This is a genomic window from Fictibacillus nanhaiensis (assembly GCF_049537595.1).
GTDB lineage: Bacteria > Bacillota > Bacilli > Bacillales > Fictibacillaceae > Fictibacillus > Fictibacillus nanhaiensis_F.
Map to the genome: position 1 here is coordinate 2,042,952 of NZ_JBMULM010000001.1, position 16,384 is coordinate 2,059,335.

17 protein-coding genes are annotated in these 16,384 nt (G+C 39.3%); 7 read left to right on the forward strand and 10 right to left on the reverse strand.

Annotation, left to right across the window (positions count from 1 at the left end):
* Nucleotides 1–35 precede the first annotated feature (35 nt).
* From pyc to ACOZ9X_RS10295, 3 genes are all read right to left on the reverse strand, one after another.
* Nucleotides 36–3,479, reverse strand: a complete 3,444-nt coding sequence (gene pyc, locus ACOZ9X_RS10285) for a pyruvate carboxylase (RefSeq protein WP_423418052.1) — start codon at nucleotides 3,477–3,479, stop codon at nucleotides 36–38.
* Nucleotides 3,480–3,501: 22 nt separating this feature from the next.
* Nucleotides 3,502–4,668 (reverse strand): putative lipid II flippase FtsW, encoded by a 1,167-nt coding sequence (gene ftsW / locus ACOZ9X_RS10290; RefSeq protein WP_423418053.1) that lies wholly within the window; start codon nucleotides 4,666–4,668, stop codon nucleotides 3,502–3,504.
* 279 nt (nucleotides 4,669–4,947) lie between these two features.
* Nucleotides 4,948–5,217, reverse strand: coding sequence for a YlaN family protein (locus ACOZ9X_RS10295; protein WP_370568668.1), 270 nt, complete (start codon nucleotides 5,215–5,217; stop codon nucleotides 4,948–4,950).
* 143 nt (nucleotides 5,218–5,360) lie between these two features.
* Here ACOZ9X_RS10295 and ACOZ9X_RS10300 point away from each other — a divergent pair, with 143 nt between their 5' ends.
* On the forward strand, nucleotides 5,361–5,864 hold the full coding sequence (locus tag ACOZ9X_RS10300; protein ID WP_423418054.1) for a peptidyl-prolyl cis-trans isomerase: 504 nt from the start codon (nucleotides 5,361–5,363) through the stop codon (nucleotides 5,862–5,864).
* A 58-nt stretch (nucleotides 5,865–5,922) separates the two neighbouring features.
* Here ACOZ9X_RS10300 and ACOZ9X_RS10305 read toward each other — a convergent pair whose 3' ends face one another.
* Nucleotides 5,923–7,257 (reverse strand): PhoH family protein, encoded by a 1,335-nt coding sequence (locus ACOZ9X_RS10305; protein WP_423418055.1) that lies wholly within the window; start codon nucleotides 7,255–7,257, stop codon nucleotides 5,923–5,925.
* A 134-nt stretch (nucleotides 7,258–7,391) separates the two neighbouring features.
* Here ACOZ9X_RS10305 and ACOZ9X_RS10310 point away from each other — a divergent pair, with 134 nt between their 5' ends.
* The 3 genes from ACOZ9X_RS10310 to ACOZ9X_RS10320 all read left to right on the forward strand — a co-directional run bounded on the left by ACOZ9X_RS10310 (nucleotide 7,392) and on the right by ACOZ9X_RS10320 (nucleotide 8,988).
* Nucleotides 7,392–8,027 carry a YhcN/YlaJ family sporulation lipoprotein gene (locus ACOZ9X_RS10310; RefSeq protein WP_197222567.1) on the forward strand — a complete coding sequence of 212 codons (636 nt, stop codon included), beginning with the start codon at nucleotides 7,392–7,394 and terminating at the stop codon, nucleotides 8,025–8,027.
* Between the two features lie 324 nt (nucleotides 8,028–8,351).
* Complete coding sequence (locus ACOZ9X_RS10315; protein ID WP_144701002.1) at nucleotides 8,352–8,552, forward strand: YlaI family protein; 201 nt, start codon at nucleotides 8,352–8,354, stop codon at nucleotides 8,550–8,552.
* Nucleotides 8,542–8,988: a hypothetical protein gene (locus ACOZ9X_RS10320; protein WP_423418056.1), complete on the forward strand. Its 447-nt coding sequence runs from the start codon at nucleotides 8,542–8,544 to the stop codon at nucleotides 8,986–8,988. The genes ACOZ9X_RS10315 and ACOZ9X_RS10320 overlap by 11 nt, the downstream gene beginning before the upstream one ends.
* Here the strand turns inward: ACOZ9X_RS10320 and ACOZ9X_RS10325 are convergent, their stop codons facing one another.
* The 3 genes from ACOZ9X_RS10325 to typA all read right to left on the reverse strand — a co-directional run bounded on the left by ACOZ9X_RS10325 (nucleotide 8,989) and on the right by typA (nucleotide 11,479).
* Complete coding sequence (locus ACOZ9X_RS10325; protein WP_423418057.1) at nucleotides 8,989–9,267, reverse strand: hypothetical protein; 279 nt, start codon at nucleotides 9,265–9,267, stop codon at nucleotides 8,989–8,991. It lies immediately after the preceding gene.
* Between the two features lie 13 nt (nucleotides 9,268–9,280).
* Nucleotides 9,281–9,559, reverse strand: a complete 279-nt coding sequence (locus ACOZ9X_RS10330) for a YlaH-like family protein (RefSeq protein WP_423418270.1) — start codon at nucleotides 9,557–9,559, stop codon at nucleotides 9,281–9,283.
* Nucleotides 9,560–9,643: 84 nt separating this feature from the next.
* The gene (gene typA, locus ACOZ9X_RS10335; protein WP_197194509.1) at nucleotides 9,644–11,479 is read right to left on the reverse strand and encodes a translational GTPase TypA; all 1,836 of its coding nucleotides are present in this window, start codon (nucleotides 11,477–11,479) and stop codon (nucleotides 9,644–9,646) included.
* 152 nt (nucleotides 11,480–11,631) lie between these two features.
* On the opposite strand from typA, the gene ACOZ9X_RS10340 reads away from it, so the two are divergent.
* On the forward strand, nucleotides 11,632–11,802 hold the full coding sequence (locus tag ACOZ9X_RS10340) for a DUF5325 family protein (RefSeq protein WP_318300201.1): 171 nt from the start codon (nucleotides 11,632–11,634) through the stop codon (nucleotides 11,800–11,802).
* Nucleotides 11,803–11,831: 29 nt separating this feature from the next.
* Here ACOZ9X_RS10340 and ACOZ9X_RS10345 read toward each other — a convergent pair whose 3' ends face one another.
* Complete coding sequence (locus ACOZ9X_RS10345) at nucleotides 11,832–12,626, reverse strand: inositol monophosphatase family protein (protein ID WP_423418058.1); 795 nt, start codon at nucleotides 12,624–12,626, stop codon at nucleotides 11,832–11,834.
* A 110-nt stretch (nucleotides 12,627–12,736) separates the two neighbouring features.
* Entirely contained in the window at nucleotides 12,737–12,925 is a 189-nt protein-coding gene (locus tag ACOZ9X_RS10350) for a hypothetical protein (RefSeq protein ID WP_066393326.1), read from the reverse strand.
* Between the two features lie 166 nt (nucleotides 12,926–13,091).
* On the opposite strand from ACOZ9X_RS10350, the gene ACOZ9X_RS10355 reads away from it, so the two are divergent.
* Entirely contained in the window at nucleotides 13,092–13,721 is a 630-nt protein-coding gene (locus tag ACOZ9X_RS10355; protein ID WP_423418059.1) for a YktB family protein, read from the forward strand.
* A gap of 104 nt (nucleotides 13,722–13,825) precedes the next feature.
* On the opposite strand, the gene ACOZ9X_RS10360 is transcribed toward ACOZ9X_RS10355, so the two are convergent.
* Nucleotides 13,826–14,785, reverse strand: a complete 960-nt coding sequence (locus ACOZ9X_RS10360) for an NAD(P)H-dependent flavin oxidoreductase (protein ID WP_423418060.1) — start codon at nucleotides 14,783–14,785, stop codon at nucleotides 13,826–13,828.
* A 123-nt stretch (nucleotides 14,786–14,908) separates the two neighbouring features.
* On the opposite strand from ACOZ9X_RS10360, the gene ACOZ9X_RS10365 reads away from it, so the two are divergent.
* Nucleotides 14,909–16,384, forward strand: a complete 1,476-nt coding sequence (locus ACOZ9X_RS10365) for an aminotransferase class I/II-fold pyridoxal phosphate-dependent enzyme (protein WP_423418061.1) — start codon at nucleotides 14,909–14,911, stop codon at nucleotides 16,382–16,384.

A 16,384-nucleotide genomic window follows, 5' to 3' on the forward strand; every position in this document is an offset into this window, starting at 1 on the left:
ACCAAGGTGCAGTTTTGCACCTTGGTTTTTTATTTTTACTTAGTCAACTCTATTAAAAGATCGCCAGCAGCGATTCCTTCCCCATTTTGAACAGAGATCTCTTTAACGGTTCCATCAAAAGGAGCTTGAACGGTAGTTTCCATCTTCATTGCCTCAGTAATCATCAGATGATCACCTTTTTTAACCTTTTCTCCTTTTTCAACTAAAACCTTGATCACCGTCCCTGGCATACTCGCACCAATTTGAGCAGGATTCGAAGGGTCTACTTTTTGTTTTGCTGATACGGTTACTTTTGCACTTTCATCGATTACTACAATTTCACGCGATTGACCATTAAGTTCAAAGTAAAGAACTCGTGATCCATCATTCTGTGCTTCACCGATTGAAACAAGCTTCACGATTAAAGTCTTACCTTGTTCGATCTCGACTTCAATCTCTTCTCCAAGTTTCATGCCATAAAAGAACGTCGGGGTGTCAAGAACAGAAATATCACCAAATTGTGAATACATCTTCTCCCGGTCTAAGAATACTTTTGGATATAACGCATACGCCAAAACATCAAAACTTGTAACTTGGCGATTAATCTTATGAAATAACGTTTCTTTGATGTCATTAAAGTCAGCCGCTTCTAAAAGCTCTCCTGGCCTCACTGACAGTGGTTCTCTACCTTTTAATACGATGCGCTGCAGTTCCCTAGGAAAACCTTCATACGGCTGCCCTAGGTACCCTTGAAAGAATTCTACAACAGAGTCTGGAAAATCCAAGGATTCTCCTCGATCATACACATCATCTTCTGTTAAATTGTTCTGAACCATATAGAGAGCCATATCACCGACAACTTTTGATGATGGAGTAACTTTAACCACATCGCCAAACATATCATTCACTCTGCGATACATCTGTTTCACTTCATCCCAGCGGTCACCAAGACCAACTGCTTTTGCTTGCTGCTGAAGATTACTAAACTGCCCGCCTGGCATCTCATGCTCATATACTTCCGGGTCTGGTGCAGCCGAATTACTTTCAAAACCTGAGTAGTATTTTCTAATATCTTCCCAATAAGAAGATAAGTCTTTAACATGATCAATGTTCAAATCTGGTTGTCTTTCATTCCCTGCTAATGCGTAATATAGTGAATTCGCACTCGGCTGAGATGTCTGGCCGGCCATTGAACTTACAGCAACATCTACGATATCAACCCCTGCTTCAGCCGCTTTAGCGTAAGTATAGATACCGTTTCCGCTCGTGTCATGCGTATGAAGATGGATCGGAATATCGACCGCTTCTTTTAACGCTGATACAAGGTCATAGGCAGCTTGAGGTTTTAAAAGTCCGGCCATATCTTTAATAGCTAGAATATGTGCCCCTTCTGCTTCAAGCTCTTTTGCTAGATTCACATAATAGTTCAAATCATATTTCGTGCGGTTCGGATCTAAAATATCTCCTGTATAGCAGATTGCAGCCTCTGCGATTTTTCCAGTCTCTCGAACAGCCCTGATCGCAACTTTCATGCCTTCTACCCAGTTTAAGCTATCAAAGATTCGGAACACATCGATTCCTGCCATTGCTGACTTTTTAACAAACTCCTCAACAACATTATCTGGATAGTTTTTGTATCCTACAGCATTAGAAGCTCTAAGTAGCATTTGGAACAACACATTCGGAGCTTTTTCTCTCAGTTTAATTAATCGATCCCATGGATCTTCATTTAGGAAACGATAAGAAACATCAAATGTAGCTCCACCCCACATCTCGAGTGAGAACATCTCTGGCCATAATCTTGCAGTTGGCTCTGCAATATGAAGAAGGTCATTCGTACGAACACGAGTAGCCAACAAGGATTGGTGACCGTCACGGAAAGTAGTATCCGTTAGTAAGAGTTTCTTTTGATCCTTTATCCATCGCGCCACTGCTTCTGGTCCTTCAGCGTCTAACAATTGCTTCGTTCCATTAGGAATCGATTCTGTTTGCTTTACCTTAGGAATACGAGGTTTAGCAAAATTAGGTTTCTCCTGCTTGGAAAGTCCCGGAAATCCATTGATGGTTGTCGCACCGATATAGGAAAGCATCTTCGTTCCTCTATCTTTACGCTTTGGAAAAACAAAGAGCTCACTGCTTGTATCAATGAAAGATGTATCATAATCACCTGACAAAAACTTTTGGTGTGTGACTACATTCTCAAGGAAAGCAATATTTGTTTTGATACCTCGGATACGAAACTCTTTTAAGTTTCTTAACATTTTAGAAGCGGCTTGCTCATACGATAATGCCCAAGTAGATACTTTCACGAGTAAAGAATCATAATAAGGCGTAATAATAGCGCCTTGGAATCCATTCCCAGCATCTAATCGAACACCAAATCCTCCACCAGAACGATAAGCCATGATCTTACCCGTATCAGGCATGAACTGATTAGAAGGATCTTCTGTTGTTACACGTGATTGGATCGCGTAACCATGGCAATAAATATCTTCTTGCTTTGGGATACCAATTTCTTTTCCGTGTAACGGGTATCCTTCAGCGATTAAAATTTGCGATTGAACGATATCGATCCCAGTGACCATCTCCGTGATCGTGTGTTCAACCTGAACGCGCGGATTCACTTCTATGAAATAAAATTTGCCGTCTGGCGTTACTAGATACTCAACGGTACCTGCATTGATATACCCTACATGCTCCATCAAAGATACAGCAGATTCGCAAATATCATGACGAAGCTCATCAGATAGCGAAACACTTGGTGCTACTTCAACGACCTTCTGATGTCTTCTTTGTACAGAACAGTCACGCTCATATAGATGCACTAAATTGCCTTCATGATCTCCAAGGATCTGTACTTCAATATGTTTTGGATTCTCAACGAATTTTTCAACATATACTTCATCTTTGCCAAACGCGGCTTTTGCTTCTGATTTCGCACGGTCATAACTTTCTGCCAAAGAGTTTTCACTTCTGACGATACGCATTCCGCGTCCACCGCCGCCCATAGAAGCTTTGATGATGATCGGAAAACCATTGCTTAGAGCAAAGTCTCTCACTTCTGAGAGACTATTAACAGGTCCATCACTCCCTGGAATTACAGGGATGTTAGCATCAATAGCCGTTTGTCTAGCTTTGACTTTATCACCGAAAACATCGAGGTGTTTTTGATTTGGACCAATAAAAATGATTCCTTCCTCATGACAACGCTCTGCAAATTCTTTGTTTTCCGACAAAAAGCCGTATCCTGGATGAACTGCGTCAACACCATTCGTCTTAGCGATCTGAATTATACCTTCGATATCAAGATAAGCATCGATCGGTTTCTTGCCCTCACCTACAAGATAGGCTTCATCTGCTTTATAACGATGGTAAGATCCCGTATCTTCTTTTGAATAAATAGCTACTGTTCGTATGTCTAGTTCGGTACAAGCTCTGAAAATTCGAATTGCAATTTCTCCTCGGTTTGCTACTAAGACTTTGCTGATTTTTCTACTCATACAAGTTCCTCTCCTTTTACCGTTACATGATAGCTTTTATCTTTCTGTTTACTTCGGGCTTTCTATCAGGCACTTTTTTGTTCAGATTTACTTTTGCAGAAATATTTATGAGAATCCCCATCGATGTTAGAAACAACAGAAGGGATGAGCCCCCGTACGAAATAAATGGCAACGGAACACCAGTAATAGGTAATAACCCAACTGCCGCACCTAGATTGACCACTGTTTGAATACCTATCATTCCAGCGATACCAAAAGCTAATAAACTTGAATATGTATCAGTACTCTGCATGCCTATATAAAATCCTTTTAAAACGATATACCCTAGTAAAGCGATGATTGAAAATACTCCGATAAATCCAAGCTCTTCTGCGATGATGGCAATGATAAAATCAGTATGAGGTTCTGGGAGGAATCCATATTTCTGAATACTCTCACCTAGACCTGATCCTGTCATTCCACCCGCAGCGATTGAAATATATCCATTCACTAGCTGATATCCATCGCCAGCAGGATCTTTGAATGGCGCAAAAGCTGCATCAAAACGGGAAAGCTGCTCTGGTGTTAATCGAAGGAATATCCCTAATCCTACGATACCCGCTAAAGCCGCCATTGAAAAAATATGTTTGAATTTTATTCCGGAGCAAAACAGAATAACTCCAGCAACACCCGAAACGATAATGCCTGTCCCTAAGTCTGGCTGCCTTAAAATCAATAGAAACATGATGGCAAAAATCGTTAGTGGCGGGATGACTCCTTTTTTGAAATCTTGCATCTTTCCTTGTTTCTTTGAATAGATCGCAGCCAAATAGATAGCTAGGGTCAGCTTGATAAATTCAGCAGGCTGAATACCGATCGGACCTATGTATAACCAGCTTTTTGCATTGTTTACTTCTCGTCCGAACAATAAAACAAATATCAATATTAGAATTGAGAAAACGACGATAGGCATCATTAGCTTCTTATAGATTTGAACATTGAACCTCATGGTAAAATACATGAGTCCAATCCCAACTAGCAGAAAGACAAGTTGTCTTGTAAAGAAAAAGCTGCTGCTATAATCGTATTTATTGATCGTTACCCCTATACTCGCGCTGTAGATCATGACTAATCCTACACTGCACAATAATAGTACGGCTACTATCAACGAATAGTCATAGGGTCTTACTGCTTTTTTCACGTTGTTCACCTTTCTCCTCTCTTGTGAAGTCTAGAAACTGCATCTTTATAATTATTAGATATTGTAACACATAAACCTTTTTTATTTATGATACAACACTACAGCTTCAGCTTCTTATACTATTTCGAAGGATGTGTCGGCTTTTTGATGAACATCCTCTCATTATTGAGAATGTCACTCCGGAAATGCGGAACTTGTACGAGAGATCAACTTCTCACAAGAACATGCAAACAAATGTATGTATATAAAAAAATCCAGTCCAATTTACATTCTCGGACTGGGTGTCGATCATTTTTTCATTGATGCATCGTGCAAAGCAGTTAACTGCTTTTCAAGTGATTCTAATAACTTCTTACCTGCCTCTTCTTCGACCAGGTTTAAGCGGACTGCAAAATCTATTTCACGGGATAAACCAAACATTTGCGTATCCAATACTTCCTCATAGAGGGGACATTGTGGCATTGTTAAGTTTTCCATTTGAACTTCAATTAGTTTCAGGATTTTGTCTGCATCTGCTTTTAATAGTTCAAATGCCCTTTCCCGATGTCCAGTTGCCATCTCAGCTGACAATGATCATCCCTCCGTTCGACACGATTTCTACCTTTAAATATAAAGGTTTGCATAAAAAAAATCAACATATTACAGTATTCTTATAATCGTGCTATGCTTTTCATAGCGTTTTCAAATTCAAGGAGGTTTATATGGAATTCATCGTTGCATTAAACGGAAAAGTAAACTATCCCCTTACATTAGATCCAGGTGTATGGATTTTTGATGATAGAAAAGAGGATTTACACACATTGTTCGATTTAGATAAATCGAAGGAAAACGAGCAAGAAAAATACTTAAAAGAAGTATCTGCACACTGGGATCGCGAATTACAGGAAGGCGCTATCCCTCCTTCAGAACAAAAGAAGCAAAGCTCAAAGAGCACTTTGAAAGAAACACTGTTAACAAGTTCATTCGCCATTTCTTTATCACATTTTATCTATAATGCACAACCGCACCCTGACGCAAAAAAAGTTAGGATAGAGTCAGGGGACGGCAGCGTTGAAATCACACTTGAGGAAGCTCAAAACGGCTATTTCGCCTTTTCTAATAATGGAAAACCGCTCAAAGAAGACGGCCCTGTTCATTTTTATTTTGGTGATGGGCGTAACAAAGAAAATCCGATCAAACACATTACAGCCGTTACTATCCTTTAATTGAAAATGCAGACAGCTCATATATGGGCTGTCTTTTTTTTCTTATCATTCACATTATCTATAATAAGTCAGCAGCGATCTGAGCCAGAGATGAACGTTCTCCTTTTTCTAAACGAACATGACCACTCAGCGCCTGATCTTTAAACTTCTCTACTACATACGTTAATCCATTCGTAAACTCATCAAGATAAGGATGATCGATCTGTTGAGGATCTCCTAAAAGAACGATCTTACTGCCTTCTCCTACCCGCGTTAAGATAGTCTTCACTTCATGTTTCGTTAGATTTTGTGCTTCATCAATAATAATAAATTGGTCTGGCAAACTTCTTCCACGAATATAAGTAAGGGCTTCAACATGAATTGAACCTATTCCAGCTAGGATCTTTTCAAGTTCTCCAGATTTTTTTGTATTAAATAAATATTCTAAGTTGTCATAGACCGGCTGCATCCACGGTTTTAATTTTTCTTCCTTTTCCCCAGGCAAGTATCCAATATCTTTCCCTACCGGAACGATCGGACGAGCAATAAAGAGTTTTATATAATCCTTTAAATCTTCTGTTTGAAGCAGTGCTGCCGCGAGAGTAATCAGTGTTTTTCCTGTTCCAGCTTTACCTATCAGCGTCACGAGGGGTAGATCTTTTCTGAGAAGTAACTCAAAGGCCATCTTTTGCTGAACATTTCTTGCTCGAATTCCCCATATTTGTTCTGAATCATATCGAAGCGGCTTTAACGTTTTACCGTGTTCATCGACTTTTCCAAGAGCAGAAACCGATGATCTGAACACATCTTTTAAGATTACAAATTGATGAGGGTGGAAAGAGTGACCTGTCAACTCGATCAGTTGAAGTTCGTTTTTTTCGTAAAATTTATTTAATAGATCACCTTGTACATATATTTCTTTGTAACCTGTGTAGGTTTGATCATTCTTGTCTATAACTCGATCGCTCAGAAAATCTTCAGCTTCAATTCCAAGTGCGTCTGCTTTTACACGAACGAGCACATCTTTTGAGACAAGTATAACTTTGACGCCGCTCTTCTTTTCTTCTTCTTCCTCTTTAAGGTTTAGAGTAACAGCGAGTATTCGATTATCGTTTGTTTGTTCAACAAAGGTTTCCTGAAGCCTTTTGAAGGATTTATGATTGAGTTCTACACGAAGGGTACCTCCATTTTCAAGCGGAACTCCTTTATGAAGCTGTCCTTTTTGTCTCACCCTATCGATCAAACGAGAAACCTCACGTGCATTTCTTCCAATTTCGTCCATATAACGTTTTTTTGAATCCACTTCTTCTAACACGACTGCAGGAATGATTACTTCACTATCTCCAAAAGATTGTATGGAATACGGATCCTGCAACAGTACGTTCGTATCTAGGACGTATCGTTTATTCAACATTCAGCCTCCTGACTTAATGTGTTCTAGAGATCGTTATTTAAGCATGTTTATGGACTGCCTATTAAAAATGTATGTACAAAGGAATAAAGTTAGAAGAATGTACAAAAAATAACGAAAATGAACTGGAAGGATGAATGTCATTGAAAATATTCCGAATCGTAGCCGTCCTAAGTGCAATATTCGTACTTTTTGGCTGCATGAACAATAATAATGATAATGCTCAAAATGACCAGAACACTCCTAGGCTTACAAAAGTGAACCAAACAGCAAACAGCAAAAAGCCTCACCAACCAAAAGGCTCTCAAGAGATATCAAGGCACCTAGTAGGATTAGCTACTGGAATTCCGGGTGTAGAGGATGCTACAGCTGTTGTATTAGGACCTTATGCCGTAGTGGGGATTGACGTAGATAGAAAGCTTGATAATTCTAAAGTTGGATCGATCAAATATTCAGTTGCTGAATCATTGAAGAATGATCCTAACGGAAAGAATGCTCTCGTTACAGCTGATCCTGATACAGTAGAAAGACTTCGTCAGATGGGTAAGCAAATCCGTCAAGGTCATCCGATCGGAGGAATTATGAAAGAGCTAGCAGGTATTGTTGGAAGATTAATGCCACAAGTACCTCATAGCATACAGACGAAAAAGCCGTCTCCAACCGAAACGAACGATAGCCAATTATCAAAGAGAGAACAACAAGAGCTTAAAAACCAACAACAAAAACAAGAAAAATCAGATAAAAATCAGCCTCAAAGATTGAATGAAACGTGATTTTTGAGAATGAAAAAGACTCATGAAGCCTTCGCTCATGAGTCTTTTTTACATGTTTACACAGGGGTTTTGTGGGAAAATCGGATAAAAAATTTTATACTCGTAATTATGGAAGCTTTCTTCGGATAAAATACAAATCACCTCGTATAAACGATTTGTGTTCGCTACCGATAGACACTCCGTTAATTTTGTTCACCTGAGAATTACGTATACTGCATTTTCTTAAAAACTTTTTGTTACATTACGATCTACTCGCATACGAAGCATCGTTCATTTAATTTTCCAATTTCTTTATGGTATACTGATTGAAAGAGGTGAAATACAATGCGTGTAAAATGCGTATTATGCGATACGATCGAAGTTATTGAAAATGAATGCTCCCTTGCAAAAAAACTAAGAAACCGTCCTATACACACGTTCATGTGCGAATCTTGCAGAGAACGCATAACGCGAAAAACCGCGGAGCGTGAAGCTACCGGTAATTTCACATTATATCGAAGCCCGGATACAAACAATGATTGGTAAAAACATAAGGATCATTTCATGGATTTTATTTGGTACCATCGCCGGCATTCTGCTGGCTTGTTTTTTTTACATTCCAGAAGTACTTTTTGGAATAAATCTTTACACATTTCTGTTAAATATTGATTTTCTGCCTCTTCCTGATTACGTTCTCTATAATGAGCCTTTTCAGTTTGTTCTTCATATCATCATCGCGATCTTCCTTATCGCTTTTGTAGATGTTTTTTGCAATGTCTATAACCATCCATATCAGATTTCTTTAGTCATCAACGGAATCATGTCTTTCACATTCTTCCCTCTTTACCACTTAGCTGTTGAAAAACCTTTTTCAGCCCCACTAACGTTACCTTTTATCATTTGGCTGCTCGGCCATCTACTATTTGCGATCATCATTGCTTTTTTCGTTACACGATTGAACAAAAAAAGGAGTACTGATTAATCAGTACTCCTCGTTAAATCTTGGTTCACTTTGAATTCCTTCGTATAAAGCATCGATGCTGTCGATAAAAAACTTTTCAGAGTTTTCTTTCCCGTTCACCTCATACATTACGATGTAAAACGGACCTGAAGTCGTTACAGCAGAAATGTTCACATGATGATCTTCTGTAAGAATCTCAGAGAAAAATTCAAAAGTCTCCTTAGCTGCTAGATCATGGGGTCTTTCTTCATGTACTTTCTTAATGCTCAACCAATTGGATAGAGCGTCAACAAGTTGCATAACGAACCCCCTATCAGCTTTTTTCTTTCTTGCTCTGATGAAGCCGGACTTTATAGATGATTAAAATGAGTGCGGCAACCATCAATCCTTCAGCAACCGGCAAACCGATACCGAAAAATGCTAGTGGCAAACATCCGATAATCAAAAATAAATAGATCACTACCGCTTTTAACGGCGGTAGTTTTTTTGCAAATCCTAACTTAAAAACAATGATGCTTAACACTGTTATGATGAGATATAACAGCAGAAAAGCTCTGACAGGGTCGCTCTCAATCCCTAGCAGTAATGCCATGGAGGACGAATCTTCTCCTGTCGCTTTCATGATTTCTTGTTCCTCCACGATTCCCACTCCCGATCGTTTTGTTAAGAAATATGTTTAGCCTTGAGCAAGTTTCTTTTTCTTTTCTACTCTTTCACGCTCGTTCTTATCAAGTACTTTTTTACGAAGACGGATGCTTTCAGGTGTTACTTCGCAATACTCATCATCGTTCAAGTATTCTAATGCTTCTTCTAGTGACATGATACGAGGCTTCTTCATGCTTACTGTTTGGTCTTTGTTCGCAGAACGCATGTTAGTCATCTGTTTTACTTTTACGATGTTTACTGTAATGTCATTCTCACGAGTGTGTTCCCCAACGATCATACCCATGTATACTTCTGTTCCTGGCTCAATAAAGATCGTACCACGGTCTTCAACACCCATGATTCCGTATTGAGAAGCTTTCCCGTTTTCCATTGAAACGAGTACACCTTGGCGACGTCCACCAACGTTTCCAGCAACCATTGGCTGATAGCTGTCAAACGTATGGTTTAAGATTCCGTAACCGCGTGTTTGTGTTAAGAACTCAGTTGTGTAACCGATCAAACCACGAGCAGGCACCATGAATTCAAGACGCACTTGCCCAGAACCATTGTTCACCATGTTTTTCATTTCACCTTTACGGTCTCCTAAAGATTCCATGATCGCACCTGTGTACTCTTCAGGAATATCAATTTGAACATGTTCAACTGGCTCACATTTTACGCCATCAATTTCACGAACGATTACTTCAGGTTTTGATACTTGAAGCTCGAATCCTTCACGGCGAAGATTTTCAATCAAGATTGAAAGATGAAGCTCACCACGACCAGAAACTGTCCAAACATCCGGAGAATCCGTGTTTTCAACACGAAGACTTACGTCTGTTTCAAGCTCAGACATCAAGCGCTCTTCAATTTTACGGCTAGTTACATATTTACCTTCGCGACCAGCGAAAGGTGAGTTGTTAACTAAGAAAGTCATCTTCAATGTTGGCTCATCGATACGAAGAACAGGAAGCGCTTCTTCTTGACCTTCAGGACATACTGTTTCCCCAACGTTGATCTCTTCCATTCCAGAAACGGCGATCAAGTCTCCCGCTTTTGCTTCGTTGATCTCGATACGCTTTAATCCTAAGAAACCAAACAGCTTTGTAACACGGAACTTTTTAACTGATCCATCAAGCTTCATTAATGAAACGGCTTGACCTACTTTGATCGTTCCACGGAATACACGACCGATACCGATACGTCCAAGGTAGTCGTTGTAATCAAGCATCGTAACTTGGAACTGAAGTGGCTCAGCACTGTTATCTTCTGGTGCAGGAATCGTGTCAATAATTGTATCAAGAAGAGCTGTCATATCTTCATCTTGCTTGCTTGGGTCCATTGAAGCAGTCCCTTTAAGTGCAGATGCATAAACAACAGGGAATTCTAATTGATCTTCTTCAGCACCTAGTTCAATGAATAGATCGATTACTTCATCTACTACTTCTTCTGGGCGTGCAAAGTCACGGTCAATTTTGTTTACAACTACGATCGGCGTTAGCTTTTGCTCTAGCGCTTTTTTCAAAACAAAACGTGTTTGAGGCATACAACCTTCATATGCATCTACAACAAGTAGAACACCATCAACCATTTTCATGATACGTTCTACTTCACCACCAAAATCGGCATGTCCTGGAGTGTCCATGATGTTAATGCGTTTCTCGTTATAGTTAATCGCTGTATTTTTAGCTAGAATTGTAATCCCGCGCTCACGTTCTAGAGCATTGGAATCCATAGCACGTTCATTAACTTGTTCATTGTCACGGAAAGTTCCTGACTGATGTAGCAATTTGTCCACCAATGTCGTTTTACCATGGTCAACGTGGGCAATAATTGCTATATTGCGTAAATCATCTCTTCTATTCAAATGTATTCTCTCCTTATATCCTATCTCTTTTTCTTATCATTTTTTGTTCAACTCGACTATTATATCACAAATTTACAGAAAGGCTTTTTCTTTTTATGTAAATTCGGTACACTTAATACAGTATAGACAAGTTTTTGGCTTTGGAGGTCATCATGAATATTATTTTCTTTTTTATAGCTCTATTGACGGCATTTGCAATTTGCGGCATCGGAATAGCTATTGGTGAAAAAAGCTGGTTGATCTTTCTTATATCGATCGTTTCTGTATTTTTACTTATGGGATATGGTTTTACTCTTAAAAAGAAGCAAAGAGAACGTTCATAATCGAACGCTCTCTTTTTTTAAGACTCGTTTTATATTAAGTGATCTAATATTTCTTTATGCAATCCAGGCTTTGCAGCCAGAATACTGTTCTGTTCGAGAAGTTGAACAGGTTCACCGTCCGCTCGGCTCACAATTCCACCAACTTCATTCAAAAGGATTAAACCCGCCGCAAAGTCCCACGGTGATAGTCGCAGTGTCATATATGCATCTAATCTACCGGATGCAACATAAGCAAGTTCGATCGCTGCAGATCCGTATGAGCGAGTCCCTCTAGATTTTCTGATGATCTGTTGTACATGCTCATGATTGATGCGTCTGTTCGGACTAACCCAAGTTGCATTAACACCAACAACAGACTCTGATAAAGTTACTTCTTCTAACTTCGGTAATTTCTTACCATTTAAATAAGCTCCTTCACCCTCTTTAGCAAAATAAAGATTACTTCCTTCCACATCGTAAATGAGTCCTAATTTTCCTATACCATCTTCATATATTCCTATAGAGATCGCAAAATTAGCTTGTTGATGAATAAAGTTTGTCGTTCCATCGATCGGATCGATAATCCAAATGACACCTTTGGAGTTCCCTTTTATTTCATCTCCATATCCTTCTTCCCCAAGTACTCTATGATCCGGGAAGGTTTGTTGGATCTTCGTGATGAAAAATTTCTCAATACTCTTATCCATATCTGTTACGAGATCAGCGATATGTGATTTATATGTAATCGTTAATGTGTTCTGAAAAGAATCTTTTAAGAGCTGTGCGGCTTCAAGTGTCCATGTCTTCAAGTGTTTCTCTACCGTTATCATTTCTTCGTTCGTCATGTTTTCACTCCTTACCTTTCTTATAGTATAAGTCAATTTCATTCTCTTCACAAAAAAACGAACCATCCGTTCATGATGGATTCGTTTTTGTTATCCGCTATCAGCTTGGATCATGCTTCTAATCTCACGAGCTCCAGCCTTAATCGTTCGAGCTTACGCTTCGATTCGTTGATCTGTTTTTGATCTTTCGCTTTTAAAGCATCAAACAAAGTAGCTAGTTCATAATCAATCTCAAGTTTTAATACAGGAATTCTTCTTTCTGCATCCGTTCTTTTCAAAGTGTTCATTACTTGTTTCATTTCACCGGCACATCCTTTCTTTTCTCGTTATCTTCTTTTCTTCATTTTATGAAGCAGCCATGTATATGGAAACGGCACTTTGCGGAATCTAATGCAAACATTTTTTTATAAAGCTTTTCATATGTTAAAATTCTTTGTAGCACTTGACGACCAGGAGGATTTTTAAATGACATTTAACGGATTCAATGATTCAGACTTTAAGGTTTTCCAAACAGAAGGACTTGATGAGCGTATGGAAGAAATCATCAACCAGATTCGCCCAAAACTAGAGGCCTTAGGGAATAAATATGCAGAAGAACTTACTGCTCTTACTGGAGAAGAGATGTTCTTTCACGTTGCTAAACATGCAAGAAGAACGGTAAATCCTCCAAAGGATACATGGGTAGCCTTCGCACCTAACAAAAGAGGCTATAAGATGTTGCCACATTTTCAGATAGGACTTTGGGAAACACATGTATTTTTGTGGTTCGCGCTCATTTACGAAGCACCAATCAAGGATGCATTCGGACAAATAATCCGAAAGAACTTAAACAAGATTAAGAAGAATATACCTAACGATTTTGTATGGTCTGATGATCATATGAAACCTGATAGCTTTCCACATCGTGAGGTGAAAAAGGAACGTCTTGAAGAAATGGCAACCCGTCTTAGCACTGTTAAAAAAGCAGAACTACTTTGTGGCGTTCGTATTGATAGAGATGAGGCCGTAGCCATGACTGAGAATGATTGGTACGAACGAATTGATGAAACGTTTAAAACATTGTTGCCTCTATATGAGCTAAAGAAGAAGCTGTAGATAAAAAATAGTGGCAGGAAGCAGAATATTCGCTGCTTCTTACCACTAGTATATTGCCGTACAACATAAATGTATGGGTAAGTATCCTCATTGTTAGAAAAGTGTTAGAAAAGGTTGTTTAATTTTTGTTTAATGGTTTCAGCTTCTGCATTCATCCTGTTGAACAACTCTTCTACTGAAGGTACATCGTTGATCCTTCCAATAATTTGTCCAGCCCAACCATAACCTTCTTTATTCTTCCCTTCATAGATTAATTTTTTATTCGCTTCCCCACTAATGTAATCTTTTAAGTGTTGATATGTACCACTCTTATTTTCTTCTTCTAAAATTTTCAGTGTGAAATCTGTTCGAAGTGTTCTGCCGGGTGCTCCTAGTGTTCTCTTGATAACCACTGTATCTAATTCCGAGCTTTCAACAACAAGCTGTTTATATAAGGGATGTGCGTGAACACATTCTTCTGTCGCTATAAACCTTGTACCCATCTCAACCCCTTCCGCCCCCAGAGCAAGCGCAGCCATCAGTCCTTTGCCGTCACCTATACCACCTGAGGCGATTACTGGAATTGAAACATTCTCAACAACTCTAGGGACTAAGACAAATGTTCCTGTGTCATCCTTTCCGATATGGCCACCGCCTTCTTGACCTACTGCCATCACAGCATCAGCTCCCAATTGTTCTGCTTTCACAGCTTGTCTGACGTTTGATACAAGTACTAATGTTTTAATACCTGTATCTCTTAAACGATCTAGTACAGGCGCAGGATTCCCTCCAGTTACACTTATTACTTCAACCCCTTCTTCGATTGCCGCCTCAATCATCTCTTCATACGGTCTTCCATGTTGTCCGATAGCAAAGTTAACTCCAAAAGGATTTGATGTTAATTTTTTTGTTCTTTGAATTTCAATTTTTAACTCTTTTGAATCTGGTAATGACATAGCTGTAATCTGACCTAGACCACCCGCGTTTGATACAGCTGAAGCAAGTTCAGAATACGCCAGGTATGCGAGCCCACCTTGTATAATCGGAAATTTAATATGTAAAAGTTCAGTAAGTCTAGTGTTCATTTATTTCCTCCTTGAAAATTAAATCATTTACTTACATCTTCATGCATTTTCTGTTATACTTCTTTTGTTTTATAAAAAGATGAAATTCATTATAAGTTAACGATAGATGAGGTGTAGAATACAGTGTCTCAACACGAAACTCCTTTATTTACTGGTTTGCGTGAACATGCAAACAAGAACCCATTACAGTTTCACATTCCGGGTCACAAAAAAGGACAAGGAATGGATGAAGAATTTAAAGATTTTATTGGACCGAACGCACTATCAATTGACCTGATTAACATTACTCCATTAGATGACCTGCATCATCCAAAAGGTATGATTAAAAAAGCACAAGCACTTGCGGCACAAGCTTTTGGCGCAGATCACACTTTCTTTTCTGTACAAGGAACAAGCGGTGCCATCATGACGATGATCATGTCTGTCGTGTCACCAGGAGATAAAATTCTTGTACCTCGAAACGTGCATAAGTCAATCATGACAGCAATCGTTTTTTCAGGTGCAACACCAATTTTTATACACCCGGAAATCGATCCAGAGCTTGGGATCTCACACGGCATCACCCCAGACAGCGTAGAGAAAGCTTTAAATCAGCACCCTGACACAAAAGCAGTACTGGTCATCAATCCGACATATTTTGGTTTTGCAGCTGACCTCAAAGGGATCGTTGACATTGCCCATCGGTTTGAAGTACCTGTGCTTGTAGATGAGGCACACGGTGTTTTGATCCACTTTCATGATCACATGCCACTATCTGCGATGCAAGCTGGGGCTGACATGGCAGCAACAAGTGTTCATAAATTAGGCGGATCACTGACGGGAAGTTCGATATTAAACGTAAGAGAAGGGCTTGTTTCACCAGAACGCGTGCAAACCATTCTTAGTATGATGACTACGACATCTACATCCTATATCCTTCTTGCTTCATTGGATGCAGCTCGTCGCCGCCTTGCAACTGAAGGATATACACTCATTGAAAAAACGATACGACTAGCCAACGAAACACGAGCAAAGATCAATGATATTCCTAATCTCTATTGTGTAGGAGAAGAAAAGCTTGGCACATCCGCTACATTTGATTATGACCCATCTAAGCTTTTAATCTCCGTAAAAGATCTTGGCATTACAGGGTATGAGGCTGAAACATGGCTTCGTCAAAACTTTAATATTGAGGTAGAGTTATCTGATCTGTACAACATATTATGTTTGATCACAACGGCTGATCATGAAAAAGATACGATGGTCCTCGTTCAAGCGTTATCTCAACTTTCTGATGAATTAAGTCATTCAAAGAATGAAGAGATTAAATCGATACCTGTACATGTTCCAGATATACCTGTGCTCGCACTATCGCCTCGTGATGCATTTTACGCAAATACAGAGAGTGTACCTTTCGAAGAATCTGCCGGTAGGATTATCGCAGAGTTCGTGATGGTCTATCCGCCAGGAATACCGATCTTCATCCCTGGTGAAATCATAACGAAGGAAAATCTGGATTATATTAAAGAAAACCTTGAAGCCGGTCTGCCCGTCCAAGGACCAGAAAATGCAGATTTAAAGTATTTGAAGGTTATTCAAGAACAAGTTGCTATTCGATAA

Bases quoted from the DNA above. Each gene is read 5' to 3' on its own strand.
- ACOZ9X_RS10340 (WP_318300201.1), top strand. From the start codon at position 11,632: ATGAATATTATTTTCTTTTTTATAGCTCTATTGACGGCATTTGCAATT.
- ACOZ9X_RS10320 (WP_423418056.1), top strand. From the start codon at position 8,542: ATGATTGGTAAAAACATAAGGATCATTTCATGGATTTTATTTGGTACC.
- ACOZ9X_RS10360 (WP_423418060.1), bottom strand. From the start codon at position 14,785: ATGAACACTAGACTTACTGAACTTTTACATATTAAATTTCCGATTATA.
- ACOZ9X_RS10300 (WP_423418054.1), top strand. From the start codon at position 5,361: ATGGAATTCATCGTTGCATTAAACGGAAAAGTAAACTATCCCCTTACA.
- ACOZ9X_RS10330 (WP_423418270.1), bottom strand. From the start codon at position 9,559: ATGGCATTACTGCTAGGGATTGAGAGCGACCCTGTCAGAGCTTTTCTG.
- ACOZ9X_RS10350 (WP_066393326.1), bottom strand. From the start codon at position 12,925: ATGAAACAAGTAATGAACACTTTGAAAAGAACGGATGCAGAAAGAAGA.
- ACOZ9X_RS10315 (WP_144701002.1), top strand. From the start codon at position 8,352: ATGCGTGTAAAATGCGTATTATGCGATACGATCGAAGTTATTGAAAAT.
- pyc (WP_423418052.1), bottom strand. From the start codon at position 3,479: ATGAGTAGAAAAATCAGCAAAGTCTTAGTAGCAAACCGAGGAGAAATT.
- ACOZ9X_RS10305 (WP_423418055.1), bottom strand. From the start codon at position 7,257: ATGTTGAATAAACGATACGTCCTAGATACGAACGTACTGTTGCAGGAT.
- ACOZ9X_RS10355 (WP_423418059.1), top strand. From the start codon at position 13,092: ATGACATTTAACGGATTCAATGATTCAGACTTTAAGGTTTTCCAAACA.
- ACOZ9X_RS10310 (WP_197222567.1), top strand. From the start codon at position 7,392: ATGTCATTGAAAATATTCCGAATCGTAGCCGTCCTAAGTGCAATATTC.
- ACOZ9X_RS10325 (WP_423418057.1), bottom strand. From the start codon at position 9,267: ATGCAACTTGTTGACGCTCTATCCAATTGGTTGAGCATTAAGAAAGTA.
- ACOZ9X_RS10295 (WP_370568668.1), bottom strand. From the start codon at position 5,217: ATGGCAACTGGACATCGGGAAAGGGCATTTGAACTATTAAAAGCAGAT.
- ACOZ9X_RS10345 (WP_423418058.1), bottom strand. From the start codon at position 12,626: ATGACGAACGAAGAAATGATAACGGTAGAGAAACACTTGAAGACATGG.